This is a genomic window from Paenibacillus sp. FSL R10-2734, from assembly GCF_037963865.1.
Classification (GTDB): Bacteria; Bacillota; Bacilli; order Paenibacillales; family Paenibacillaceae; genus Paenibacillus_AQ.
In genome coordinates this window covers 5,395,014-5,418,285 of the sequence record NZ_CP150170.1, presented here as the reverse complement: position 1 = coordinate 5,418,285, position 23,272 = coordinate 5,395,014, and the positions used below count along the sequence as shown (strand labels likewise).

Here is a 23,272-nt window from a genome sequence, read left to right as displayed (position 1 = left end):
ATAAGCGAGGTTGTTAAAAGGAGTTGGAGTCATGGCGGAGTGCAGGGACAGCGAGGAGAGTGTGGCTGAATCCGGTGGTAAGTTGAAGAGCGAGGCGTATTTTCAGGAAAAAGATTTATGGGGATTTATCCATCGTTCCTTCACGAAGTCTATGGGATACACCGAAGAGGATCTTCGCAAGCCAGTGATCGGCATTTGCAACACGTTTAGTGAGCTGAATAAATGCCATTCCCATTTTAATGAATTGGTGGATTATGTGAAGCGCGGCGTTTGGCAGGCAGGTGGGGTGCCGATGGAATTCCCGACGATCTCGATCGGTGAGCCTTATGTGAAGCCTACAACGATGTTGCTGCGTAATTTGATGGCGATGGATACGGAAGAAATGATGAAAGGGCATCCCATTGATGGCGTAGTGCTGCTTGGGGGATGCGATAAAACAGTACCCGCTCAGCTGATGGCAGCCGCTAGCGCTAATATCCCAGCCATTGTGCTGACAGGCGGGCCTATGCTAAACGGCCGTCTGGGTGGTCGCAGCCTCGGAGCATGCACAGATTGTTATGGCTTTACGCTGGAGCATAAAGCCGGAAATATAAGTGACGAAGAGCTGGCTGTTGCAGAGAATGCTATTTGCCGCAGTGACGGTCACTGCATGGTGATGGGCACAGCCAGTACTATGGCCTCGATCGCCGAAGCGATCGGCATGGCGTTACCAGGCTGTGCGGCTATCCCGGCGCCGGATAGCCGACGCAGACATATGTCTGAGCGAACGGGCAAGCAGATCGTCGAGTTGGTTCGCAAGGATATCCGCCCCCGCGATATCATGACTGCAGCGGCGATAGAGAATGCGATCACAGTTACGATGGCGAGCGGCGGCTCGACGAACGCCATCATCCATTTAGTAGCGATCTCCCAGCGGCTCGGGATGAAGCTGCCACTGGAGACATTTGACCGGATCAGTAGCCGGACACCGTTCATTTTGAACCTGCGTCCTTCGGGCAAATATCAGATGGAGGAGTATTTCGAGGCAGGTGGTGTACCGGCGCTGATGAAGGAGCTGGAGCCGCTGCTGCACGGGGATTGCTTGACTGTAACAGGCAGAACGATTACAGAAAATCTGGTTCAGGAGGCAACGCTGGACCGAGATGTGATTCGTACCTTGGAGGAACCGCTGGACAGCCAAGGTGGGATAGCCGTGTTGCGCGGGAATCTGGCGCCGGATGGGGCGCTGATCAAGCAAACCGCTGTATCTGTTCATCTCAAAAAGCATACAGGACGCGCAGTAGTGTTCGAGAGCCCGGCCGATCTAAACGAGCGGATCGATGATCCTGATCTGGTCGTGGATGAGAACAGTGTGCTAGTGCTTAAGAACGCAGGACCGAAGGGCGCCCCAGCGATGCCGGAGATCGGACAAATTCCGATTCCGCAAAAGCTGCTGAAGCAAGGCGTACGCGACATGGTCCGCATCTCTGACGCACGGATCAGCGGTACTTCCTATGGCGCATTGATTGTACATGCGGCGCCGGAAGCTGCTGTCGGCGGAACGCTGGCGTTTGTGCAGGATGGCGACGAAATTGAGCTGGATATATCCGCGAGGCGCTTGGAGCTGAAGGTGTCGGATGAGGAATTGGCCAGACGGAGGGTCTCATGGCAAGCGCCCAAACCGCACTACGACAGAGGGTATGGCTTGCTGTTTCATGAGCGGGTGCTTCAGGCTAACCTTGGTTGTGATTTTGACTTTCTTCTCCCTGCGGAGCTTAGGGAAGAATTGCTGGGCGAGATGGAGTCGATGCGCAAGATGGAATCGCCGAGACTGAAATAAACTAATGCATGCTAAGGTGAAATAGCTGCACTTTATACAACTACTCTATATCGTAATCGTCTAATTTGGATTTTAATTGCACTTAATGCAACTAAATCTTATCATACCGTGGTTTGTAGGCTCATTTTGGATTTTTAATTGCAGATAATACAACTAAATTGCCATCTACGGGAACAGAAGTTGAAATAAGTGTACGAAATACACTTATATCGCACGTATCGTACTAATCGCACGTATCGTACTAATCGCAAGTATCGCACGTCTCGCACGTCTCGCACGTCTCGCACGTATCGCGTGTATCGCACGTAGCGCACCTCGTACGTATCTGCCGCTCCGGAAGTAGCTATTGGCGGAACGCTGACCCTTGTGCAGGATGGTGACGAAACAAGTTGGATATTTCCACGAGACGTTTAGAGTTGAAGGTATCGGATGGGGAACTGGCCCGACGTCGGGTTGCGTGGCGAGCGCCTAAGTTACACTACGACAAGGGCTAGTGTAAATTTACTAAATTGTCTGACTGAACAGGGTGGACTTGAGAGATTGGTTTGATTGGTTTGATTGGTTTGATTGCTTTGATTGCATTTTATGCAATAGATTCAGCTCTAGAGGGGCTGAACTTTGATTCTATTGCAATTTCTGCAATGGAATTTCAGATAATCACCACTAAACGAGCTTATGGTTGGAATCTGATGTTTGAAGTGCAATAGATTCATTTTTAGCGATGAAATGGGAAATTCTAGTGCGCATTTTGTAACCAGGGGGTTAGCTCCTGAATGTAGCTAGATAGTTTGTGATTGAAGCGAGCATGGTTATTGAATGTAGTTAGATAGTTTGTGAATTTAGCTATATATTTTTCGATTACAGCGAGCTAGTTTCTGATTGCAGAAGCTAGTATCTAATCGCAGTAAGCATTGCTTCTAATTACCGCGATTTAGGCTTCCAATTACAGCAAGCAATGTTTCCAATTACACCAAGCTATGAGGTCATTTGTGGTAAAAGCGACAAACCAGAGTCAACTGAGAGGAGAGTTCAATGATGCGAACCGTTCAAGAGTTGGAGGACCGCTTGGCAAGTCCGTCAGCAGCACTGCTTGAGGAACTAGCCCAGCTCGATGGAGATATTATGCTGCTAGGCGTGGGGGGCAAGATGGGACCCAGTCTTGCAAGGCTGGCGGTGAATGCGATTCGCCAAGCAGGGCTAGACAAGAAAGTCATCGGTGTATCCCGGTTCTCGAATAACGAGCTGAGACGAGAGCTTGAAGAGGCCAGTGTCGAGATTATCTCTGCTGATTTGTCTGACGATAAGGCACTGCAGGCACTCCCTGAAACCCAAAATATTCTCTATATGGCCGGGAATAAATTCGGCACGACCGGGAATGAGCATTTCACTTGGATGATGAATGCCTATCTGCCGGGACGCGTAGCGGAACGGTTCCGTAATTCTCGGATTGTTGTGTTCTCTACAGGCAATGTCTATCCATTCACTCCGGTCAGCCAAGGAGGAGCAACGGAAAGAACTTCTCCGAACGCGAACGGGGAGTATGGGCAATCTTGTTTGGGACGGGAGCGTGTTTTTGAACATTTCTCTCATAAAAATGGAACGCCAATGTTCATTTATCGGCTAAATTACGCCATTGATCTGCGGTATGGCGTGTTGCTGGAGCTGGCTAAATCGGTTAGGGATGGCCTCCCAATAGATATTACGATGGGTCATGCCAATGTGATTTGGCAAGGGGATGCGAATGAAATCGCATTGCGAGCGCTATTGCGTTGCAGTTCACCGCCTAATGTCATGAACATTACCGGACCGGAGACATTGTCTCTGCGCTGGGCTGCGAATGAATTCGGCCGAAAGTTAGGCATTGAGCCGATCTTTACAGGTGAAGAAGCGCCTACCGCACTGTTGAGTAACGCGGCGAAAGCCGCTGCCACCTTTGGTTATCCGCGGGTATCGCTGGCCGAAATGATCGACTGGATTAGCGATTGGGTAGGACAAGGCGGAGAAACCTGGAATAAACCGACGCATTTTCAGGAGCGGGAGGGCAAATATTGATGACGCTGACAAGAAAAGCATTAACCACTGAATTGTATGCTGCGCTTCATGATGGGTTGGCGATTCCCGCGCATCCCCTCGCCTTAACTAAAGAACGTAAGCTAGATGAGCGACGCCAGCGGGCACTTACCCGCTATTATCTTGCTTCCGGAGCGGGTGGGATCGCGGTTGCAGTGCATTCCACTCAATTTGAGATCAGGAACCCTGAAATCGGACTGCTAGAGCCAGTTCTTCGTTTAGCTGCGGAAGAGGTGGAACGTGCCCAGCTAGATCGCCAATTCATGAAAGTAGCGGGTATCTGCGGTGGGACGGAGCAGGCTGTTCTTGAAGCGCGCCTTGCTGCAAGCTTTGGTTATGAATCAGGACTGCTCAGTATGGGAGGCTTACAATCTTTAAGTGAAGAAGAACTGCTGGAACGAACACGCAGAGTAGCAAATGTGATTCCTGTATTTGGTTTCTACCTCCAGCCATCGGTGGGAGGACGGATTTTAAGCTTTGATTTTTGGAAGGCATTCGCTGAAATAGAAGGGGTAATCGCCATAAAGATGGCGCCGTTCAATCGATATCAGACGCTGGATGTAATCAGGGCCGTGCTTGAATCCAGCCGTAGCGAAGAAATTGCTCTTTACACCGGAAATGATGATAATATTGTCAACGATCTGCTCACGACCTTCCGGTTTAAGGTGAACGGTAAGTCCGTTGAGAAAAAAATAGTCGGTGGCCTACTTGGTCACTGGGCGGTCTGGACGAGCAGAGCAGTACAGCTGCTTAATGAGATCAAAAAGATCCGAAATGAACCCTCGTTACCATCCAATTGGCTGACGCTTGGGGCTGAAGTGACGGACAGCAATGCGGCGATATTTGATCCCGCGCATCATTTTCATGGCTGTATTCCGGGTATTCATGAGGTGCTTCGCCAACAAGGATTGCTTGAAGGTTTATGGTGTCTAAATCCGGAGGAGCAATTGTCACCGGGGCAAATGGAGGAAATCAACAGAGTGCGCAGAGACTATCTCCATCTGGTGGATGATGAATTTGTGGCAGCTCATTTGGAAGAGTGGCTGCAATAACACATAGTTGTATCTGAGTTAAGGAGGGCGCACTTTCGACAAGTGCGTTCTTTCTTATCCAGAGTGCGATATCCTCCTCCTCATGATACAATAAGGGACAAGTTTATAAGGATGAGGTGACTTTAATTGAAGTATGATTTCGATCGCGTAATTGACCGCCGTAATACACGTTCTTACAAGTGGGACCAGTCCGAGAAGTTGTTTGGTGAGAAAGATATTATGCCACTTTGGGTGGCAGACATGGATTTTGAAAGTCCTCCTGCAGTGAAGGAAGCGATTCTGCGCCGCGCAGAACAAGGGGTTTACGGTTACAGTGTGCCTAGTGACACTTATAAAGAAGCTATCACTTCGTGGTTCAGAAGACGGCATGATTGGGAAATTAAATCGGAATGGATTTCGGATTCTCCCGGAATTGTAACTTCTTTAAGTCTTTCCGTTGAGCTGTTTACCAAGCCAGGGGACGAGGTTATTTTACAGTCGCCAGTCTATTATCCCTTCTATGATGTAATCAAAATGAATGATCGGAAGGTCGCCAAGAATCCACTTGTGATCCGTAATGGACGCTTCGAGATGGATTATGAGCAATTGGAAGGGCTGATGAAAGGTGGAGCAAAGCTGCTCTTGCTATGCAGTCCGCATAATCCGGGTGGTAGAGTATGGGAAAGAGAAGAGCTACTTAAGCTTGGTGAACTCTGTCTGCGTTACGGAGTGACCGTAATCTCTGATGAGATCCATTGTGATTTGGCGCTTCCAGGCTATGAGCATATCCCTTTTGCGTCCTTATCTGAGGAAATTGCGAATATTACGCTCACCACGCTTGCTGCGACCAAAACCTTCAATCTCCCGGGGATTCAATCTTCCTTTATCGTGGCTTCGAATCCAGAACTGAAACTTAAATTTGATCAAAAAATGAAAACCCTGAGCTTACATATGGCTAGCTTCTTCGCCCAAGATGCAGTACAAGCTGCTTATAATGATGGAGAAGAATGGTTGGACGAGCTTTTAGAGTATGTGTCAGGCAATGTGGACTATGCTATTAGCTATCTGTCAGAGCATTTACCACAGGTCCAAGTGATGCAACCACAAGGCACATACCTGCTATGGGTAGATTGCCGCGGGTTGAATCTGGATATAGATGGACTTAAACAGCTGATGTACAAAGAGGCTAAAGTCGCTTTTAATGAAGGCTCTGTCTTTGGAACTGAGGGACAAGGTCATCTGCGGATCAACCTAGCTTGTCCTAGATCTATTCTAGTTGAAGCTTTAGAACGCTTTTGCCGAGCAGCCGTAGCTTATACAGCGAAATAAAAGGTATTCCTGAAGCTTGATGATTCCTTCTAAGGGGATCGTCGAGCTTCTTTATTTTGCAAAAAGGTAAAAAGAATAATAAAATGGAGTCCATTACGTCAAGCAGGAGGACTTCAAATGAAATGGGTAGCTCAGCTTCCGTATTATAAAATACAGAGGGAAATTAAGGATGGAGAACAACGAAGTTTTCCATGTAATAGGTTAATGTATCTGTACAAAGATAGAGTCGTGACTCGTCATCGTGAATTTCCAATAAAAGATATCTCAGATATGTCCTATCGCTCAATGGGAGGTTCAGAGGGTATGTTCTATCTATACACGAGTAAGGGCGTATATACTTATTTAATAGCGTGTGATCCTGAGGAATTTATCAATGCTTTTAAAGAACAGGAAATGAAAAGAACTACGACATTGCATAATGGGAGAGAACATAAATGAGCAAAACACGAATTATTATTGATGCTGACACAGGTATTGACGACGCACTAGCAATTCTATATGCCTTACGCGCTCCAAACGTGATTGTAGAAGGAATTACAACTGTTTTTGGGAATATTGATGTTGAAAAGGCGGCGGACAATTCACTGCGTCTGATTGAGCTTGCTAAGCCTGGTTATGAGATTCCTGTAGCCATTGGAGCCTCCAAGGCAATAGTTCGTGAGAGCTCGGGCTTCGCAACCCATGTGCATGGTGAGAACGGCATCGGTAACGTGGAAATTCCTGCATCTACCCAGCGTCCAATCGACGAAACCGCGTCTGAATTTATCATACGGATGGCCAACGAGAACCTTGGTGAAATTGTATTAGTTACACTGGGACATCTGACTAACCTCTCGCTGGCGCTTGATATGGACCCAGGTATTAAGGATTCGTTGAAAAAAGTAGTGGTAATGGGCGGTACGATCTTCAATCCTGGCAATAGAACACCGGTTGCAGAAGCGAATATTGCTGGAGACCCGGAAGCTGCTGACCATGTGTTTACATCCGGACTTCCAATTATGATGGTGGGTCTAGACGTTACACTTAAGACGCGGATCACTCAAGAGCATATCGATTTATTAAATCGTTTTGGACGTGAAGAAAATAAAGCGATCATTTCGTTTATGGAACAATCGCTCACTCATTATTTTAATTTCTACCGTGAAGCGAATTTTTTGATTAACAGCGCACCGCTACATGATCCACTCGCGCTTATGGTTGCATTGCAACCTGATCTAGTAACTTATAAAGAGATGAATGTCCGTGTGGAGCACAAAGGTGAGTTTACATCGGGAATGGTCGTAGCTGATTTACGGGCTCAGCCGAAAGTCGGTCGCCCTATCCAAGTTGCTATAGATGTAGATGCTGAACGGGCGGTGGGAACCTTTTTGAGCGTGTTTATGTAGTTTAGCCAACCTCTTTTAGGTATGAATAATAGTTTCGAAGCTCGTAGATGATAATCTATTAATTTTACAATTGGATAATCTTTGGTAAAATGGTAGAAGACATATAAAGAGTTTAAGAGATTACACTTCATATCATCGAAGATGGGAGACTTAACAGTCATGAACAAGCGGATTGGTAAATTAGTCTTATGTCTGGCGATTTCGCTAGGCGGCACCACAGCTTTATTCCACAGTACTACACAAGCAGCGCCCGCAGGGGGAGTTAGTATTGTACTGGATGGTTATCCACTACCTTTTCCAGTAGAGCCTGTTGTGATGAACGGAACAACGATGGTTCCATTCCGGGCGATATCTGAAGCACTGGGGATCAACGTAGAGTGGAATCAAGCGCTTAAGAAAATTACCGCGACCAAGAAGGATACAGCGGGGACTAAAGTAGTTACCTTGACCCTCGGTAGCAAAAATGCAGGTGTAAACGGCGATGTTGTGAAGCTAGGCGTTGCTCCGCAAACGATCCGTAATAACACGATGATTCCACTTAGCTTCTTCGGTCAGCAGTTTGGTGCGGGCGTAGCTTGGAATCAAACGACGAAGACGGTATCGATTACTTCACCAAAGACGGATATGTACAAGCTGGGCTTCTATGCACTTAGCTCATACAGTGAAATTTCAATGCTTCCTAGCTTTGATGCGGTAGCTTTTGGTTGGAGCGGAATTGATAAAAGTGGAAAATTTACTACGACAGGTACTGACTTTAGATGGCCTCAGGCTGCAGGGGATGTAACCCCAGAGTCTATTATCTCAAATGCAGCAGCTGGTGGAACAGCTCCATCTCTGATGGTCTTTTCTGGTGATACTGCAGCGGAGCTCACGAAGAATCTAGAAGATAAAGTGCTACAAGAGCAGACGATTACAGGAATCGTTGATCTGGCTACACAAAAGGGATTCCAAGGCATCACACTGGATCTCGAAGGACTGGGTCTAACGGGAGATAAAGCAAAGGTGCAAGCGGATTATAATGCTTTTGTGAAGAATCTGTCTCAAAAAGCACATGCAGCAGGTCTTAAGCTTACCGTTATTCTTCATCCATTAAACAGCTCTTATAAAGGTTATGATTACAAGACTTTAGGAAGCCTTGCAGACGATTTGGTCATTATGGCTTATGATTATTTGCAAGAGAAAAAAATTCCAGAGCCATTGAGTTTAGTTGATGAAGGCATCCGGCTTGCACTTCAGCAAGTGAGTAAGGATAAGCTGATTCTCGGTATCTCTGTATACAGTGAGAACGAAACTTCTGTAAATTCCAAGGTTGGACTTGCCAAACGATACGGCCTTAAAGGGATCGCCATCTGGCGCGTGGGCTTGATTGGACAGCCTGTCTGGAATGAGATGGGTAAATCGGTGGAGTTGTAGGAATTTATGATACGTATCAAAAGAAAAAGGCTGCCAGCGCTTGCGGGCAGCTTTTTTTCTTAAAAAGATAAGCATTGTTATGTTGAAATGGAAGCTGCAGGCAGTATAGCCGTTTCGGTAATTAGTAAACGCGAAAAAGAGGAATTGTTGAATTGAGTCATCTATCAAAGCAGCTTAAGCTGGTCCTTGAGCTCGCTAGGCTGACAATTAGGGAAAACCTCCCTGATTATATGCTGCTTACGAACTCCAAATTAACAATTGCGGAAAACCTCCCTAATTATATGTTGAAAACGCTATTAATCGAGGTAATCGCCCATTAATTAGGGAGGTTTTCCCTAAAAAGCTCGATTTGGAGCAATTTCACGACTTTTTTAGGGAGATTTTCCCTAATTACTTATTTATACGTACCATTCTCGATGGATTCGATCGTGGTGAATATCCGTGAGTAAACATCTTTAATATTGGGTTCATTAACTTTGTCGTTGTAAAGTCCGTATCCCCAAGATTTATATGCTTCACCAGTTTGAAAATAGCCCGTGACATACATATCATAATTAAAATTTGTTAAAGAAGAGTGCTCAAAGGATACATCTTCAAGAACAAACGGCATAAATGATTTCGTAGCTTCAATAAAGAAGAAAGGAACACCTGCATTGGTATATACTTTAATATACTTGTTGTCGTCAGCTTCTTGTAGATGCTCCTTCATAATCACTACGGCATCATATTTAGAGGAGAGTGTTGAATAATCTTCTAACTCATCAAAAGAAATATTTGTGAAGTGTACATGTTCTTCTCTTATTTTCGGGATTTCGCCAACAACACCTAGGGATAAACTTTTTCCTGAATATAGCGGTGTATCAACCGTATCGGCGATAGATGTACAGCCTGTAGTAAATATGACGATTAAGATAATGAGTGCGTTTAGGATGATTCTCTTCATCATTAGGTTCCTTCCTAGAGTTCTACATGAGTTATCTTAGCTTACAATAAAGCATTATACTGGAAAATAATGGTGTAGACTAGTGGGATGGGTTATGGACTTCGAAAAAAGCCTGGGTCAGAGGGGGAGTTATATTGCATCCAATTACAGCAATAGAAATTATACTTTCCATTGTTTTTGTCCTCGTTATTTTTGTTATAGCAGTACTTTTGCCCATGAAGGTTAGAAAGCTTAGTATAATAATGGCATCCTCATTAACAGTGCTTTTGCTATTATCCTTCGCTATTCGCCCCTACTGGATTGATTATCAAGTAGCCCGAAAAACAGAACAACTCAATCACTATTTAGAGAACAAATACCCTGATGAAGAGTGGGAAGTTAGTCGACAAGTAGGTAGACAATATGATCCTTATTCCTTGGAAGTAAGATTTAAAAACGAAAAAGGCTGGATTTATATCTATTCAGTAGTAAATGAAAATAAAATTTACCAGAGCGTGTGGATACCAGCAGGTGGCAAGTCCTCTGATGTAGGGAAACATTATGAAAAATGAGTAAGAAGTCCAAACATTCCCGAACTCACGACTGAAAGCTGCTGATGTGGGTTTCTCAAACACACTTCGACTGTTATAAACCTCACATTAACCTAAGCCATAAACCTTTATAATCTCTAAGGTTAACCTTTGAACTAAAATCATTATTTTCAGGAGGACTTTAGAGTATGAGATATAAAGCACTGGAATTAGACAAACCGCTAACTTATGAGCTGGAAGGCTTAGAAATAGGAGTTACCTCAAACTGTAATTTCCGCTGTGATTATTGTTGTGCATATAATAGAAATGATGGACAAAGCATCAAAGCCAAAGAGGTAATCCGAATTCTTGACGAGCTTCCCGGTCTGAAAAGAGTACGGCTGTCTGGTGGCGAGGTCACCTTAAAGTTTGATGATTGTGTAGAAATTGTAAACTACTGCTCATCGAGAGGGATTCAGACACAGCTCAATTCTAATGGCAGTCTTTTGAATGCTGAACGGATTGATCAATTGGTTGCCGCAGGATTAACGACGATACATATTTCCTTCAATTTTACTACTGCGGACGCCTTCTCTCGTTATTATAATATTCATCCAAGCATCTATGAGAAAATAAGAGAGAACATTACTATGTTCGCGGCAACAAGTGTAGATACGGTGCTGGAGACGCTGTTGTTCAGCGAAACTCAGGATAATATGAAGGAGATCAGCGATCACGTATACGCTATGGGCGTTAGAACGCATGAGATTCAAAATAGTATTATCATGGATCATACGGGATGGAAGTCTATAGCTGCCCGCGAACAATTAAAGAATGCTGTGAGTGAACTGATTGCACGGAAAAAGGATGATACGATCCTGTATTTCACCTGCATGGACCGCTTTATGGATGCGCTTGGGTTCGAGGAGCAGCCGGGCGTTTATTTTCCTCACTGTATAGAGGGAAAGAAACAGCTTCATCTACATGGAAATGGGGATATTCTGATCTCAGAATTATGCCATCCGGTTATTATTGGTAACATTTATCAGGGGGCCTCACTGAAGGATTTGTACAGTAACATGCCAGCACCATTGGCTCAGTTTCTGGATAAGCTGCCATGCCCAGCGCTGGATGCATTATTTCCACAAGGTGTATAAATCGTTAAGTATTTTTATAAATATTAGTACAAGGAGCCAATTTTAATAATTGGTTCCTTTTTTTGTAGAAGATTTAAGGAAAGTCCTGTATGATTTCTGTGTAAGCTTATAGAGGCTGTATAACTTAAATATGCGGGTGAGGAATGTATGACATTCATACATATGGTGTGCGACACATGTTTGCGAATATACGAAATGGACTCGTTAAATCCAATGTAGTTCTCGAAAAAATAATGCCATTATTAACACCTACAGCTATCGTGGTTGGCGTACTTAATGAAAGCAGCTTGCTGCCATTTACAGGTCTCGTACCTTGGATATTCGCCTTCATGACACTGATCGGAAGCTTGAAGTCCAATCTCAAGGATCTGCTAAGCGTGCTTCTGAAACCACAGAAGTTGGTGGTCTTGATGATCATTCTCCATATCGTGATGCCGATTATCGGCTGGCTCGTAGCTAGGGCTGTATTTCCAGCAGATCCATATACTGTGACTGGATTTGTATTGCTATTTGCGATCCCTACTGGTGTTGTTAGTGTGGTGTGGGTATCCATCTACGGCGGGAATATTGCACTGACCTTGGCACTTATTCTGATTGATACACTCCTGTCACCGATTGTTGTTCCGGGTACCTTGTATTTGCTCATGGGAGCGAGTGTGGAAATTCAGCTGGGTGAAATGATGAAGGGGCTGCTATGGATGGTTGTAATTCCTTCGGTGGTCGGGATGCTTCTGAATCAATGGACAAAAGGTAAGGTAAATACAGTATGTGGACCGCCGCTTTCCCCGTTTGTTAAGGTGGGATTGTTCATGGTCGTATCCATTAATGGCGCTAGCATTGCTCGTTATCTCAAACACCCGGATAGTAAATTAGCCATTATTATTGGCGTAACCTTCATTACGGTTGTATTAGGATACGTAATCGGAGCATTGGTATCACGCCGTTTCCGCTACAGCTATGAAGATTCTGTGGCCGTGCAATTTAATTCCGGCATGCGTAATTTAAGCGCGGGAGCTGTGCTCGCGGTGAAATATTTTCCTCCGGCTGTTGCTCTTCCTGTGATTTCAGGAATGTTATTCCAGCAAATTCTCGCTGCAATGTCTGGTCTTTTTATACGTTCTAGAGGTAAACGACCGTTAGAGGGCGGTGCAAACACGCAAGTGAATCCAGTTTCTCAGTCTGAACCGCCTATTTCATTATAGAGGGCAAACAGGTCTTATTGGCTATTCTATAAAAGATGTCCTAACTAGCAAAACTAGATTTCTCTACGTTAATATGCAAAAATTCGACATTTAATGATATTTTCCGTATTTTTTACTAGTCAATATTCACTAATTTATCATGATATCCGATAGTAATTGTAGTATTTACAATTGCATTGTTCATAAATGAGCAAGTTGTCGGAAGGATGAGAAGCATATGAAGATTCGCTTTAAGCTATCACTTATGTTGATAGGAGTGACCCTGTTATGTATAACGGTAATGGGGGTATTTACGTATTTGAAGTCAACTCAGGCGATTGTGAGCCTTACTGAGAATTCTATGAAGCAGGTCAATACGAATAAAGCTCAGACCATAGCGTCTATGATTTCGAAAGAGAAGAGAAGTATTGAGCTTATTGCCGGCAGGTCGGAAATTGTCGAACTGCTACTTCAAGCTGGAAACGGCGGAGTAGCCAAGGGGGATGAGCTTCAGAATAAGGTGAATAGCAGCCTTCAGGGAATTGTGGGGGATGATGGAAATCTTGAACATGTTTTTGTCAGTGATATGAAGGGCATTGCTGTCGCTGACAGTGACATTAAGCTAATAGGTACGGATTTTAGTGAGAGAAGTTATACGAAGAAAGTATTGGAGACCGCAGAACCAGTAATAAGTGAAACGCTGAAATCGAAATCTACTGGGGCTTATGTCGTGGCTTTTGTACATCCAGTGAAGAGTAACGGGAAGATGATCGGATATGTCGCTTCAGCTGTCACTGCGGATAGTATAATTAAGTACTTGGCAGACACTAAAGTGGTGAATACGACGAGCTCATATGCATATTTATTGGATGAGAACGGAATTAAACTGTATCACCCAGATAAAAAGCAAATCGGACAACCGATTGAGAATACTCAGATTTCAGCTGTTATGGATCGTGTGAAGGCTGGTGAGGAGGTAGCCGACGGCCTGCTAAATAATACAGTTGATGGTGTGGAAAAGAAATCGGCTTACACAGTTATGCCTGACACTAAGTGGTTGCTTGTATTAACTGCAGACCTAGATGAGATAGTGAAGCCTGTCAATGAGATGAGGAATTTTAATATTTTGCTAGGTGCGGGAATTTTGATTATAGCATTGCTGATAGCTTTCTATTTTGCTCAAAAAATCTCTTCACCGATTGTTAAACTGACAGAGATGATCAATAGAACGGCAGAGCTGAATTTGACGTATGACTCCCAGTATGAGTATCTAACGAAAAACAAAGATGAAACCGGGACGATTGCCAAAGCAATGCTCCGCACACGGGTTATTCTTCGTGATATGGCTGGTAGTCTAATCACGATCTCGACGAAGGTGCTAGATAATGCGGAAACCCTTGAGAAGCTTTCTATAGATGTGCGAGAAAATGCTCACGACAATTCGGCAACTACACAGCAGCTATCGGCAGGTATGGAGGAAACAGCAGCTTCAACTCAGGAGATGACAGCAGCGATTACTGAAATTGACATCAATGTATCCGAGATCTCCAGTAATGTGAAGGAAGGCGTTGACGTTTCCAAACAGATCAGTGAGCGGGCCCTGGCGTTGCAAGACGAGGCGTTAGAGTCAACGGATAATGCAAAGCGAGTGTATGAATCCGTTCGTATCGATATGGAAAAAGCAATTGAACAGTCGAGCGCGATCTCTGAGATTAATGTACTGGCGGATACGATTTTATCGATTACTAGTCAGACCAATCTGCTTGCTTTGAATGCAGCGATCGAAGCGGCCAGAGCAGGTGAGGCGGGTAGAGGATTTGCTGTTGTAGCTGGTGAAATCCGCAAGTTGGCTGAGAAATCGTCAGAGACAGCGGCTGGAATTCAAGGAGTTGTTTCGGATGTATACACTTCTGTTGAATTAATGAAGGAAAATTCAGAGGCATTACTCGCTTTTATTGACCAGAACGTTCTTGGAGATTATGAGCGGTTAACTGAGGTAAGTCAGCAATACAACAGAGATGCTTCTACTGTGAATATGCTGATGAATCAATTCGAAACCGCAGCCGAGCATCTAAGCATGGCGGTATCTAGTATTACTATTGCGGTCAATGAAGTGGCTGCTACAGTAAATGAGGGAGCTATTGGGATTCAGGATATTGCCGTGAAGACGGCTGATATCGTGGAGAAAACATTCGAGGAAGTTACGATGGCTGACGAGAATACCCAAAGTGCCAAGGAGCTACAGGGGCTGGTAGATCGGTTTAAAATCTAAGAAGATTAAGGATATCTTTATCTCTCTTTCATAAAAGATTAAGCTTGTAGGACTATAGTAAATGCATAACCCCCTTATATATATACTTTGCCCCGCCGGCCGTCGGCGGGGTCTTTTTTTGTCTCTTAGACCTCGGACTTCAGTTATCCAGTGATCAGATAAATAGCTTCATCCAGCGGAACGGTAACCTCCGTTTGCTCCTCCATGTCCTTCAGACGTACCTTATCGACACTCGATTCGCTTTCTCCGATCAGAATAACGAAACGGATGTTTTTAGATGAAGCAGTTGCGAGCTGCTTTTTTAATTTTCTTTTACCAGATACGAGCGTGGTTCTTATAGAACAGGCACGCAGCTCGGCTGCTGCAATCAAAGCTTGTGGTAGCGTCTCACCAATGGGAATGACCATAACATTAGCTGCTTTATTTTCTTGGATAGGCCGTTCTGCTAGGAGCGCCATGATAGACTCCATGCCAAAAGACAACCCAACCGTTGGATATTGAATATCCTCTCTGCCCACTAGCTGTCCAATGATATCATCATATCTGCCTCCCCCGCCCAAGCTTGAGGTAAAGGAACCGGAAGCATCGAAGATCTCGTAGACAGTTCCGGTGTAGAAAGAAAGACCTCGGGATAAGAAAGGATCGAAGCAGCAAGTCTGCTGCAGTCCAATGTCTTGGATCAGCTTTTGCAGGACTCGAACCTCGGACGCTCCGGGTTGTGCTGTGAGATCATATTTTTCACATAACAGTTCAAAGCTTGGATTGTCCATTTCGATAAGCACTAGAATAGCCGATATAGTAGCAGATTCTAGTCCCTTGCTGATCAACTCGTTCTCCACTCCGCTGATGCTGATTTTCTCAAGTTTATCCAGAGTTAGCATAACGGATAGTTGCTCCTCGGCAGGTACGCCTATGGATTCCAGAATCTCACCGAGAAAACGTCGATTGTTCCATTTTAGGGTGATAGGGATGTCAAGCTTACGGAAAGCTTCTGTAGCCAGTTGCATTAGCTCAGCTTCAGCCTCAGGGCCGGAAATGCCGACCACATCGACATCACATTGCAGAAATTCACGCAGACGCCCGCGTTTCACGGGTCCATCTCGGAACACTTTTCCGATCTCATACCGCTTAAAGGGGAACTCTATCCCTGGATTTAAAGCGATCACTTTGGCAAAAGGGATGGTCAGATCATAACGTAACCCCAGCTTGCGATTGCCTTGATCTGTGAGCTGATACATTTCCTTGAGGATTTCATCCCCACCTGCATATTTTGAGGTCAATAACTCTAGTTCGTTTAATAGTGTCGTATCCATCGATTCAAAATCATAGAGCTCAAACAAGTCCTGCAGCGTATTTTGAATGTTCTTTCTGAGCGCTTGCTCTTGACCGAAGTAATCATAAGTTCCTTTAATGTTTTGCATCATTAGTAGCTCCTTTGAATTGGCATAGTTTAGGAAAATAAAAAAACGCGCAGGACCTCTTGGTCCTGCGCGTGATCTATGCCGCAGGGAGGCCAACGCGAGTAGCGTTAGCCTCCCTGAAAAATTCAGGAGTGCTAACGCTGTTTGTGATAATAATGAAGTTGATTCAGCATGATTGTATTTGTATTCATCAGAACCAATTCCCTTCGAAATTTTGATTAATGCCGATTATAGCGGATGAAATGGAGTCGTGCAAGTAAGAATTTGTAATAGGTTCGATTTCTTGTGGGCGAAGGGACAAGTTATCAGCTATAATAGGGCTTCGATATTCCTTAAGGAAAGGGAGTTTTTCTACGATGAATGAAGCTTTAATTATAGCTCGGACTGAAGATTTTGTTAAAGAACAACTTGGACAAGATACTACAGGTCATGACTGGTGGCATTCTGATCGAGTGCGGAATACCGCCGCTGAAATTGCCAAGATCGAAAGCGCTAATGTTTTTGTCTGCACGATGGCTGCTTTACTCCATGATGTCGCTGATGAGAAGCTTAATCCATCAAAAGAAGAAGGTTTGCTTAAGGTGCGGACTTGGATTGCTTCAAACCTTAAAGATGAGGAACAGATTAATCATATCATGATGATTATTGAGACGATGTCCTTTAGTGGTGGCGGGGGAGAACCGATGCAGACTCTTGAAGGTCAAGTGGTTCAAGATGCGGATCGACTTGATGCACTTGGTGCGATTGGCATTGCCAGAACCTTTATTTTTTCAGGGGCGAAAGGTCGTCCAGCTTATGATCCGGAGGTGCCTCCACGAGATGAATCGCTTCAGAAGGAGTACAGGGATTACAGCAAGGGGACGGCTATTAATCATTTTTATGAGAAATTACTAAAATTGAAATTCCTGATGAATACAGCCTATGGGCGCAAGTTAGCAGAAGAACGACATGATTTCATGCTGAATTTTTTGGACCAGTTCTATAAGGAATGGAATCAAGGGAGCCAATAGCTGTTATACTGATAAGTATGCACAAGATGGAAGGATCGCGGAGTTCCGCTTTAACCAGAACAATCGGCATAGAAGAGGTTGAAATATGAGTGAATTGCAATTTAGAGATTATGAGTTAAACGAAGACATTATTAAAGCGCTAGATGTCCTGAAATATGAGACGCCTACGGAAGTTCAGAGTAAGGTAATTCCTGTGGCTTTGCAGCAAAAGGATCTGATTGTGAAATCGCAAACGGGTAGCGGAAAGACGGCAGCTTACGGAATCCCGGTCTGTGATCTGGTGGATTGGGTAGAGAATAAGCCGCAGGCTTTGATCCTAACACCTACTCGGGAGCTTGCCTTGCAAGTAAAAGAGGATATTACCAACATTGGACGATTTAAACGGGTTAAAGCAGTGGCTCTTTTCGGCAAGCAGCCCTTTGCTCCGCAAAAAATTGAACTCACCCAAAAAACACATGTTGTCGTAGGTACGCCTGGACGCGTATTTGATCATATTGAAAGAGGTACACTTCCGCTAAACCGGATCAAGTATTTGATCATCGATGAAGCAGACGAGATGCTGAGCATGGGGTTCATTGAGCAGATTGAGAAGATCATCAAGCAGCTGCCAAAAGAACGAGTGACCATGTTGTTCTCAGCTACATTACCGGAAGTCATTAAGAATTTGTGCCGAAAATATATGAATGATCCAACGGATATTGAGATTCAGGCAAGTGGAATTACAACGGCAACGATTGAGCATGCGTTGATCGAAGTGAGACAAGCTGCCAAATTCTCGCTGCTGAGTGATATCATCACGGTGGAGAATCCAGATAGCTGCATTATTTTTTGCCGTACGCAAGAGCAGGTGAATGCTGTGTTTAGAGGGCTGGCTGATCTGGAGTATCCTTGTGATAAGATTCATGGGGGTATGGAGCAGGACGAGCGCTTTGAGGTCATGAATGCTTTTAAAAGAGGGCAGTTCCGTTACTTAATCGCTACCGATGTAGCGGCAAGAGGAATTGATATCGAGAACATCACCCACGTGATTAATTACGATATTCCGCTGGAAAAAGAAAGCTATGTGCACCGTACAGGTAGAACCGCTCGTGCTGGCAATACAGGCAAAGCGATCACCTTTGTTACTCCGAATGAGCAAAAATGGGTCAATGAAATCGAAGGCTATATTGGCTTTAGCATTCCGCATATGAAAGCTCCCTCGGACGATGCAGTTGCATACGCGAAGGAAGCTTTCGAGCAAAAGATTAACAAGCAGCCTGTCCGCAAGAAGGACAAAAGCGAAAGCTTGAACAAAGAGATTATGAAGCTGTACTTCAATGGCGGTAAGAAAAAGAAGCTAAGAGCCGTGGACTTTGTCGGCACAATCGCAAAGCTTGAAGGGATGTCTGCGGAAGACATCGGCATTATCTCAATTCAGGACAATGTGACCTACGTGGATATTTTGAACGGTAAAGGTGCAATGGTGCTGCAAGCGATGAGAGAGACAACGGTGAAGGGTAAGAAACTTAAGGTTCATATTGCTAAGAAATAAGTCGTGGATGCCGTTCGTTGTGCTGATCTAGCTGGGAATGCCGAAAAGAACGGTATAAATCCCGTACAATGAGCTGATCTAGCTAGGAATGCCGAAATGAACGGTATAAATCCCGTACAATGAGCTGATCTAGCTGGAAATGCCGAAATGAACGGTATAAATCCCGTACAATGAGCTGATCTAGCTAGGAATGCCGAAATGAACGGTAGAAATCCCGTACAATGAGCTGATCTAGCTGGGAATGCCGAAAAGAACGGTACAAATCCCGTACATTGCGCTGATCTAGCTGGGAATGCCGAAAAGAACGGTACAAATCCCGTACATTGCGCTGATCCAGCTAGGAATGTGGAAATGAACGGTATAAATCCCGTACACTGGGCTGATCTAGCTAGGAATGCGGAAATGAACGGTATAAATCCCGTACATTGTGCGGATAGGTCGGGGGAATTCGGGAGAAGAAGAGCCGGATACACAAGTCGAATTGAATATGGTTACTTTATTGGAGCGGAGAGCTGCTATGATGCATAGAGTCGTGTTTGTGTTTTCTTTATAGGGAAATCCTCCCTATAAATTGCTGATTTTCGCTGGATTTTTAACTTTATAGGGAATTCCTCCCTATAAATCACCTGAAATCCACTATTATGAGCGAATTGGGTGAAATTAAGGGGAGGAATTCCCTGTTTGTTGATATTGGGAGTGTAATATCGATAGATATAGGGAGAAATCCCCTAATTCTATCCCCAAAAACACCCAAACACCCAAACATCCAAACACCCAAACACCCAAACACCAAACACCAAACACCAAACACCAAACACCAAGCTCCCAAGCTCCCAAGCTCCCAAGCTCCCTATTAAGCATCTCGCCCTGTAAACAGACGAGATGCACTAAAAAGCAAGACTAGTCGCCAATAACATGGTGACTAGTCTTGCTTCTTTTTTGATTCCAGTAGCAAGTTAGGCGTTATATTGCGCCTGATGCAGACGGCTGTATATGCCACCGGCTTGGACTAATTCTTCATGGCGGCCCTGCTCGGCGATGCCTTCTTCATTCACGACCATGATCCGGTCGGCATTCTTGATGGTCGTCAATCGATGGGCGATGACGAGTGTGGTTCTACCTACGGACAGGTCAGCTAGCGATTGCTGAATCGCTGCTTCTGTCTCTGTATCTAGCGCGGAAGTAGCTTCATCCAGAATCAGGATTGGCGGATTCTTCAGGAACATGCGAGCGATTGCTAAGCGTTGCTTCTGTCCACCGGACAGCTTCACACCGCGCTCGCCGATCACAGTATCCATGCCGTCTGGCAGGTTCTGAATGAGATCTTCCAGATGCGCACGTCGAGCGGCTTCCCAGATTTCAGGCAGCTTTGCATCCAGCTTTCCGTAGGCGATATTCTCGCGAATCGTACCAGAGAACAGGAACACATCCTGCTGCACGATACCGATCTGTTTACGTAACGACTCCAGCTTCATTTCACGGATATCGATGCCATCAATAGTGATAGCTCCGCCTGTGACATCATAAAAACGCGGAAGCAAGCTGCAGATGGTGGTTTTGCCTGCACCGGAAGGTCCGACAAAGGCGATCGTTTCGCCAGCTTTTACCTTTAAGCTAATATTTTTCAGAACAGGACGGTCCTCGTCGTATCCGAAAAAGACATTTTGGAAGGTAATATCACCGTGTAAAGTACTTACCTCTACAGCATCCGGCTTATCGCTGATATCCGGCTCTGTGTCGATAATCTCAAGATAACGTTTAAAGCCGGCAATTCCTTTTGGATAACTCTCGATAACGGCGTTAATCTTCTCGATCGGACGGAAGAAGATATTGGACAACAGAATAAATGCCACAAATTCACCAATTTGGAGTTCTCCATTAATGAAGAACCAGGCACCGCTGATCATCACGAGGATCGTAATGAGGCGGGTCATCATATAGCTGACGGATAAGCTTTTGGCCATGGTTTTATAAGCAAGCAGCTTAGTTTTACGGAACATTTGATTATCTACTGCGAATAGCTCTTGTTCATGCTGCTCATTGGCAAAAGATTGCACAACCCGGATTCCGCCGACATTGTCTTCGATACGAGCATTGAAACTACCTACATTTCCAAAAAGCTGACGATAGGTGGAAGTCATGTTGCGTCCGAAGTAGATGATCACCCAAGCCATGATTGGTACGATTATAAAAGTAATAATTGCCAGCTTCAGATTAATATCAGCCATTAGGATAAAGGCACCGACAAGTGTCATGATGGCAATAAATACATCCTCAGGACCGTGATGCGCCACCTCGCCGATATCATTTAAGTCGTTGGTGATGCGTCCGATCAGGTGACCTGTTTTATTATTATCAAAGAATCGGAAGGATAGCTTCTGGATGTGATTGAACATTTTTTTACGCATATCAGTCTCAATGTTAATACCAAGCATGTGACCCCAGTAAGTTACGACATACTGCATCACCGTATTCAAGGCGTAAATAGCTAGCAGCGCGATACAAGCAATAAGAATTAGCGGCCAATCTTGACCGGGGAGCAAATCATCAATAAATTTATTGACAGCTACTGGAAAAGCTAGTTCTAGCAGACCTGCAAAAACAGCGCAGGAGAAGTCCAATATAAATAGTTTTTTATATGGACGATAGTAGGCAAAAAACCTTCGAAGCATTCTGTTCACTCTTTTCTATAGATGATGGATGAGTAGTTCGATTGAAATTGATTCTCAACTGTCCTGATTATATGGATACTAAAGATGCCGTTCGATTTTGTCAATAAAATGGTTATAAAACTACTTAAGGCTTGTAACTTTTATAATAATAGTGGATGATGGTTCTTAATGCCATGTAATAAATATTTTTATATTTCTGGCTTAAACGCTTACCCGTCCTTATAGGGACGTCGAAGGCGTTTATGTTTGTTGCAATTTAGGAGGATACATGATGAAAGCATCGCAACGAGAAGGAAGTATTCAAAATAGAGACTTAACGGATTCCAAGTATGATCGCTGGCTGCTAGTGTTGGGAATTGTTTTTATCGCAGCGGCACTTAGAGCGCCATTTACATCCGTCGGTCCACTGATACAAATGATTCAGGATGATCTAGGCTTATCGAACACTTTAGCAGGAGCTATTACCACTCTACCATTGTTGGCTTTTGCCATCTTGTCCCCGTTTGCTCCAAAGCTAGCCCGCCGTTTCGGCTTGGCTAATGTGTTGTTAATTGCTATGGTTATGCTGGCTATGGGAATTCTAATCCGGTCGGGATCTGGTGTAGGACTGTTGTTCACAGGTACGGCGATACTAGGACTTTCTATTGCAGTGTGTAATGTACTGCTACCTGGACTAATAAAAGGGAAGTTTCCTCATAAAATTGGATTAATGACAGGTGTCTATACCGTCTCTATGAATTTATGCGCAGCAGTCGCTTCAGGCATTAGTGTACCGTTAGCAAGTAACGCTGGATTCGGTTGGAGGGGGACTTTGGCAATTTGGTTTATGATCGCTGCGTTAGCAACCCTGTTCTGGATTCCGCAAATGCGCAAGCTCGATCAAGGGACTGGAGCTAAAGGCTCCGTTTCTAGCGGAAATATGTGGCGCTCTTCGCTTGCTTGGAAAGTAACGATTTTTATGGGCTTACAGTCGCTGCTCTATTATGTTTTTATTGCTTGGTTCTCTGTTCTCCTTGGTGAGAGGGGAATGTCATCAAGCCATGCAGGCTGGTTACTATCGCTGATGCAAATGGCCCAGCTGCCGTTTACTTTCTTCGTGCCGTTGTGGGCAGGTCGGATGAAGAACCAACGTATTCTAGTAATAATCACCGCTGCTCTGTATTTCATCGGCATAGGTGGGATTTGGCTAGGCAGTAGTGCTTTAATGGCTGTCTGGGCAATATGCTTTGGTATTGCTGGAGGATTTGCCTTCGGTCTTGTGATGATGTTCTTCAGTCTACGGACCAGAAGCACTCAAGAAGCAGCAGAACTGTCAGGAATGGCTCAATCTGTAGGCTATGTGCTTGCAGCGATGGGTCCTGCCTTGTTCGGATGGCTGCATGATGCAACGAACAGCTGGACGATGCCGCTGATTTTACTCCTTGGCGCAAGCGTATTGCTGCTGGTTGTCGGACTTGGCGCTGGTAGTGATCGATATGTGGGAGATAGAAGATGATCATCTATTGAAACTTTAAAAAGAGTGTATTGGC

General features: G+C 44.7%; 18 protein-coding genes. 15 read left to right on the top strand and 3 right to left on the bottom strand.

Annotated elements, in window-relative coordinates:
• Window positions 1-31: 31 nt before the first annotated feature.
• The 8 genes from NSS67_RS23750 to NSS67_RS23715 all read left to right on the top strand — a co-directional run bounded on the left by NSS67_RS23750 (window position 32) and on the right by NSS67_RS23715 (window position 9,047).
• A complete protein-coding gene (locus tag NSS67_RS23750) occupies window positions 32-1,819 on the top strand; it encodes an IlvD/Edd family dehydratase (protein WP_339316092.1) in 1,788 nt (595 codons plus the stop codon).
• Between the two features lie 545 nt (window positions 1,820-2,364).
• Window positions 2,365-2,526: a hypothetical protein gene (locus tag NSS67_RS23745; protein ID WP_339316091.1), complete on the top strand. Its 162-nt coding sequence runs from the start codon at window positions 2,365-2,367 to the stop codon at window positions 2,524-2,526.
• A 328-nt stretch (window positions 2,527-2,854) separates the two neighbouring features.
• A complete protein-coding gene (locus tag NSS67_RS23740; RefSeq protein WP_339320683.1) occupies window positions 2,855-3,871 on the top strand; it encodes an NAD-dependent epimerase/dehydratase family protein in 1,017 nt (338 codons plus the stop codon).
• Window positions 3,871-4,941 carry a dihydrodipicolinate synthase family protein gene (locus NSS67_RS23735; RefSeq protein ID WP_339316090.1) on the top strand — a complete coding sequence of 357 codons (1,071 nt, stop codon included), beginning with the start codon at window positions 3,871-3,873 and terminating at the stop codon, window positions 4,939-4,941. Before NSS67_RS23740 ends, NSS67_RS23735 begins: the two co-directional genes overlap by 1 nt.
• A gap of 126 nt (window positions 4,942-5,067) precedes the next feature.
• Window positions 5,068-6,249, top strand: coding sequence for a MalY/PatB family protein (locus tag NSS67_RS23730; RefSeq protein WP_339316089.1), 1,182 nt, complete (start codon window positions 5,068-5,070; stop codon window positions 6,247-6,249).
• A gap of 117 nt (window positions 6,250-6,366) precedes the next feature.
• Window positions 6,367-6,687, top strand: a complete 321-nt coding sequence (locus tag NSS67_RS23725) for a hypothetical protein (protein WP_339316087.1) — start codon at window positions 6,367-6,369, stop codon at window positions 6,685-6,687.
• Window positions 6,684-7,634, top strand: coding sequence for a nucleoside hydrolase (locus NSS67_RS23720; RefSeq protein ID WP_339316086.1), 951 nt, complete (start codon window positions 6,684-6,686; stop codon window positions 7,632-7,634). Before NSS67_RS23725 ends, NSS67_RS23720 begins: the two co-directional genes overlap by 4 nt.
• A 159-nt stretch (window positions 7,635-7,793) precedes the next feature.
• Complete coding sequence (locus NSS67_RS23715; RefSeq protein ID WP_339316084.1) at window positions 7,794-9,047, top strand: stalk domain-containing protein; 1,254 nt, start codon at window positions 7,794-7,796, stop codon at window positions 9,045-9,047.
• Window positions 9,048-9,441: 394 nt separating this feature from the next.
• Here the strand turns inward: NSS67_RS23715 and NSS67_RS23710 are convergent, their stop codons facing one another.
• Entirely contained in the window at window positions 9,442-9,993 is a 552-nt protein-coding gene (locus NSS67_RS23710; protein WP_339316083.1) for a hypothetical protein, read from the bottom strand.
• Between the two features lie 131 nt (window positions 9,994-10,124).
• On the opposite strand from NSS67_RS23710, the gene NSS67_RS23705 reads away from it, so the two are divergent.
• From NSS67_RS23705 to NSS67_RS23690, 4 genes are all read left to right on the top strand, one after another.
• Complete coding sequence (locus NSS67_RS23705) at window positions 10,125-10,541, top strand: hypothetical protein (protein ID WP_339316082.1); 417 nt, start codon at window positions 10,125-10,127, stop codon at window positions 10,539-10,541.
• Window positions 10,542-10,708: 167 nt separating this feature from the next.
• On the top strand, window positions 10,709-11,656 hold the full coding sequence (locus tag NSS67_RS23700; protein WP_339316081.1) for a radical SAM protein: 948 nt from the start codon (window positions 10,709-10,711) through the stop codon (window positions 11,654-11,656).
• Between the two features lie 176 nt (window positions 11,657-11,832).
• Entirely contained in the window at window positions 11,833-12,858 is a 1,026-nt protein-coding gene (locus NSS67_RS23695; protein ID WP_339316080.1) for a bile acid:sodium symporter family protein, read from the top strand.
• Between the two features lie 217 nt (window positions 12,859-13,075).
• Window positions 13,076-15,109: a methyl-accepting chemotaxis protein gene (locus tag NSS67_RS23690; protein WP_339316079.1), complete on the top strand. Its 2,034-nt coding sequence runs from the start codon at window positions 13,076-13,078 to the stop codon at window positions 15,107-15,109.
• A gap of 143 nt (window positions 15,110-15,252) precedes the next feature.
• On the opposite strand, the gene NSS67_RS23685 is transcribed toward NSS67_RS23690, so the two are convergent.
• Window positions 15,253-16,533 (bottom strand): histidine--tRNA ligase, encoded by a 1,281-nt coding sequence (locus NSS67_RS23685; RefSeq protein WP_339316077.1) that lies wholly within the window; start codon window positions 16,531-16,533, stop codon window positions 15,253-15,255.
• A 353-nt stretch (window positions 16,534-16,886) separates the two neighbouring features.
• Between NSS67_RS23685 and NSS67_RS23680 the strand changes: the two genes are divergently transcribed.
• Together NSS67_RS23680 and NSS67_RS23675 are read left to right on the top strand one after the other, a co-directional pair.
• Window positions 16,887-17,540: an HD domain-containing protein gene (locus tag NSS67_RS23680; protein WP_339316076.1), complete on the top strand. Its 654-nt coding sequence runs from the start codon at window positions 16,887-16,889 to the stop codon at window positions 17,538-17,540.
• 85 nt (window positions 17,541-17,625) lie between these two features.
• A complete protein-coding gene (locus NSS67_RS23675; protein WP_339316075.1) occupies window positions 17,626-19,071 on the top strand; it encodes a DEAD/DEAH box helicase in 1,446 nt (481 codons plus the stop codon).
• Window positions 19,072-20,027: 956 nt separating this feature from the next.
• On the opposite strand, the gene NSS67_RS23670 is transcribed toward NSS67_RS23675, so the two are convergent.
• The gene (locus NSS67_RS23670; RefSeq protein WP_339316074.1) at window positions 20,028-21,743 is read right to left on the bottom strand and encodes an ABC transporter ATP-binding protein; all 1,716 of its coding nucleotides are present in this window, start codon (window positions 21,741-21,743) and stop codon (window positions 20,028-20,030) included.
• 271 nt (window positions 21,744-22,014) lie between these two features.
• On the opposite strand from NSS67_RS23670, the gene NSS67_RS23665 reads away from it, so the two are divergent.
• Complete coding sequence (locus NSS67_RS23665) at window positions 22,015-23,238, top strand: MFS transporter (RefSeq protein WP_339320682.1); 1,224 nt, start codon at window positions 22,015-22,017, stop codon at window positions 23,236-23,238.
• Window positions 23,239-23,272 lie beyond the last annotated feature (34 nt).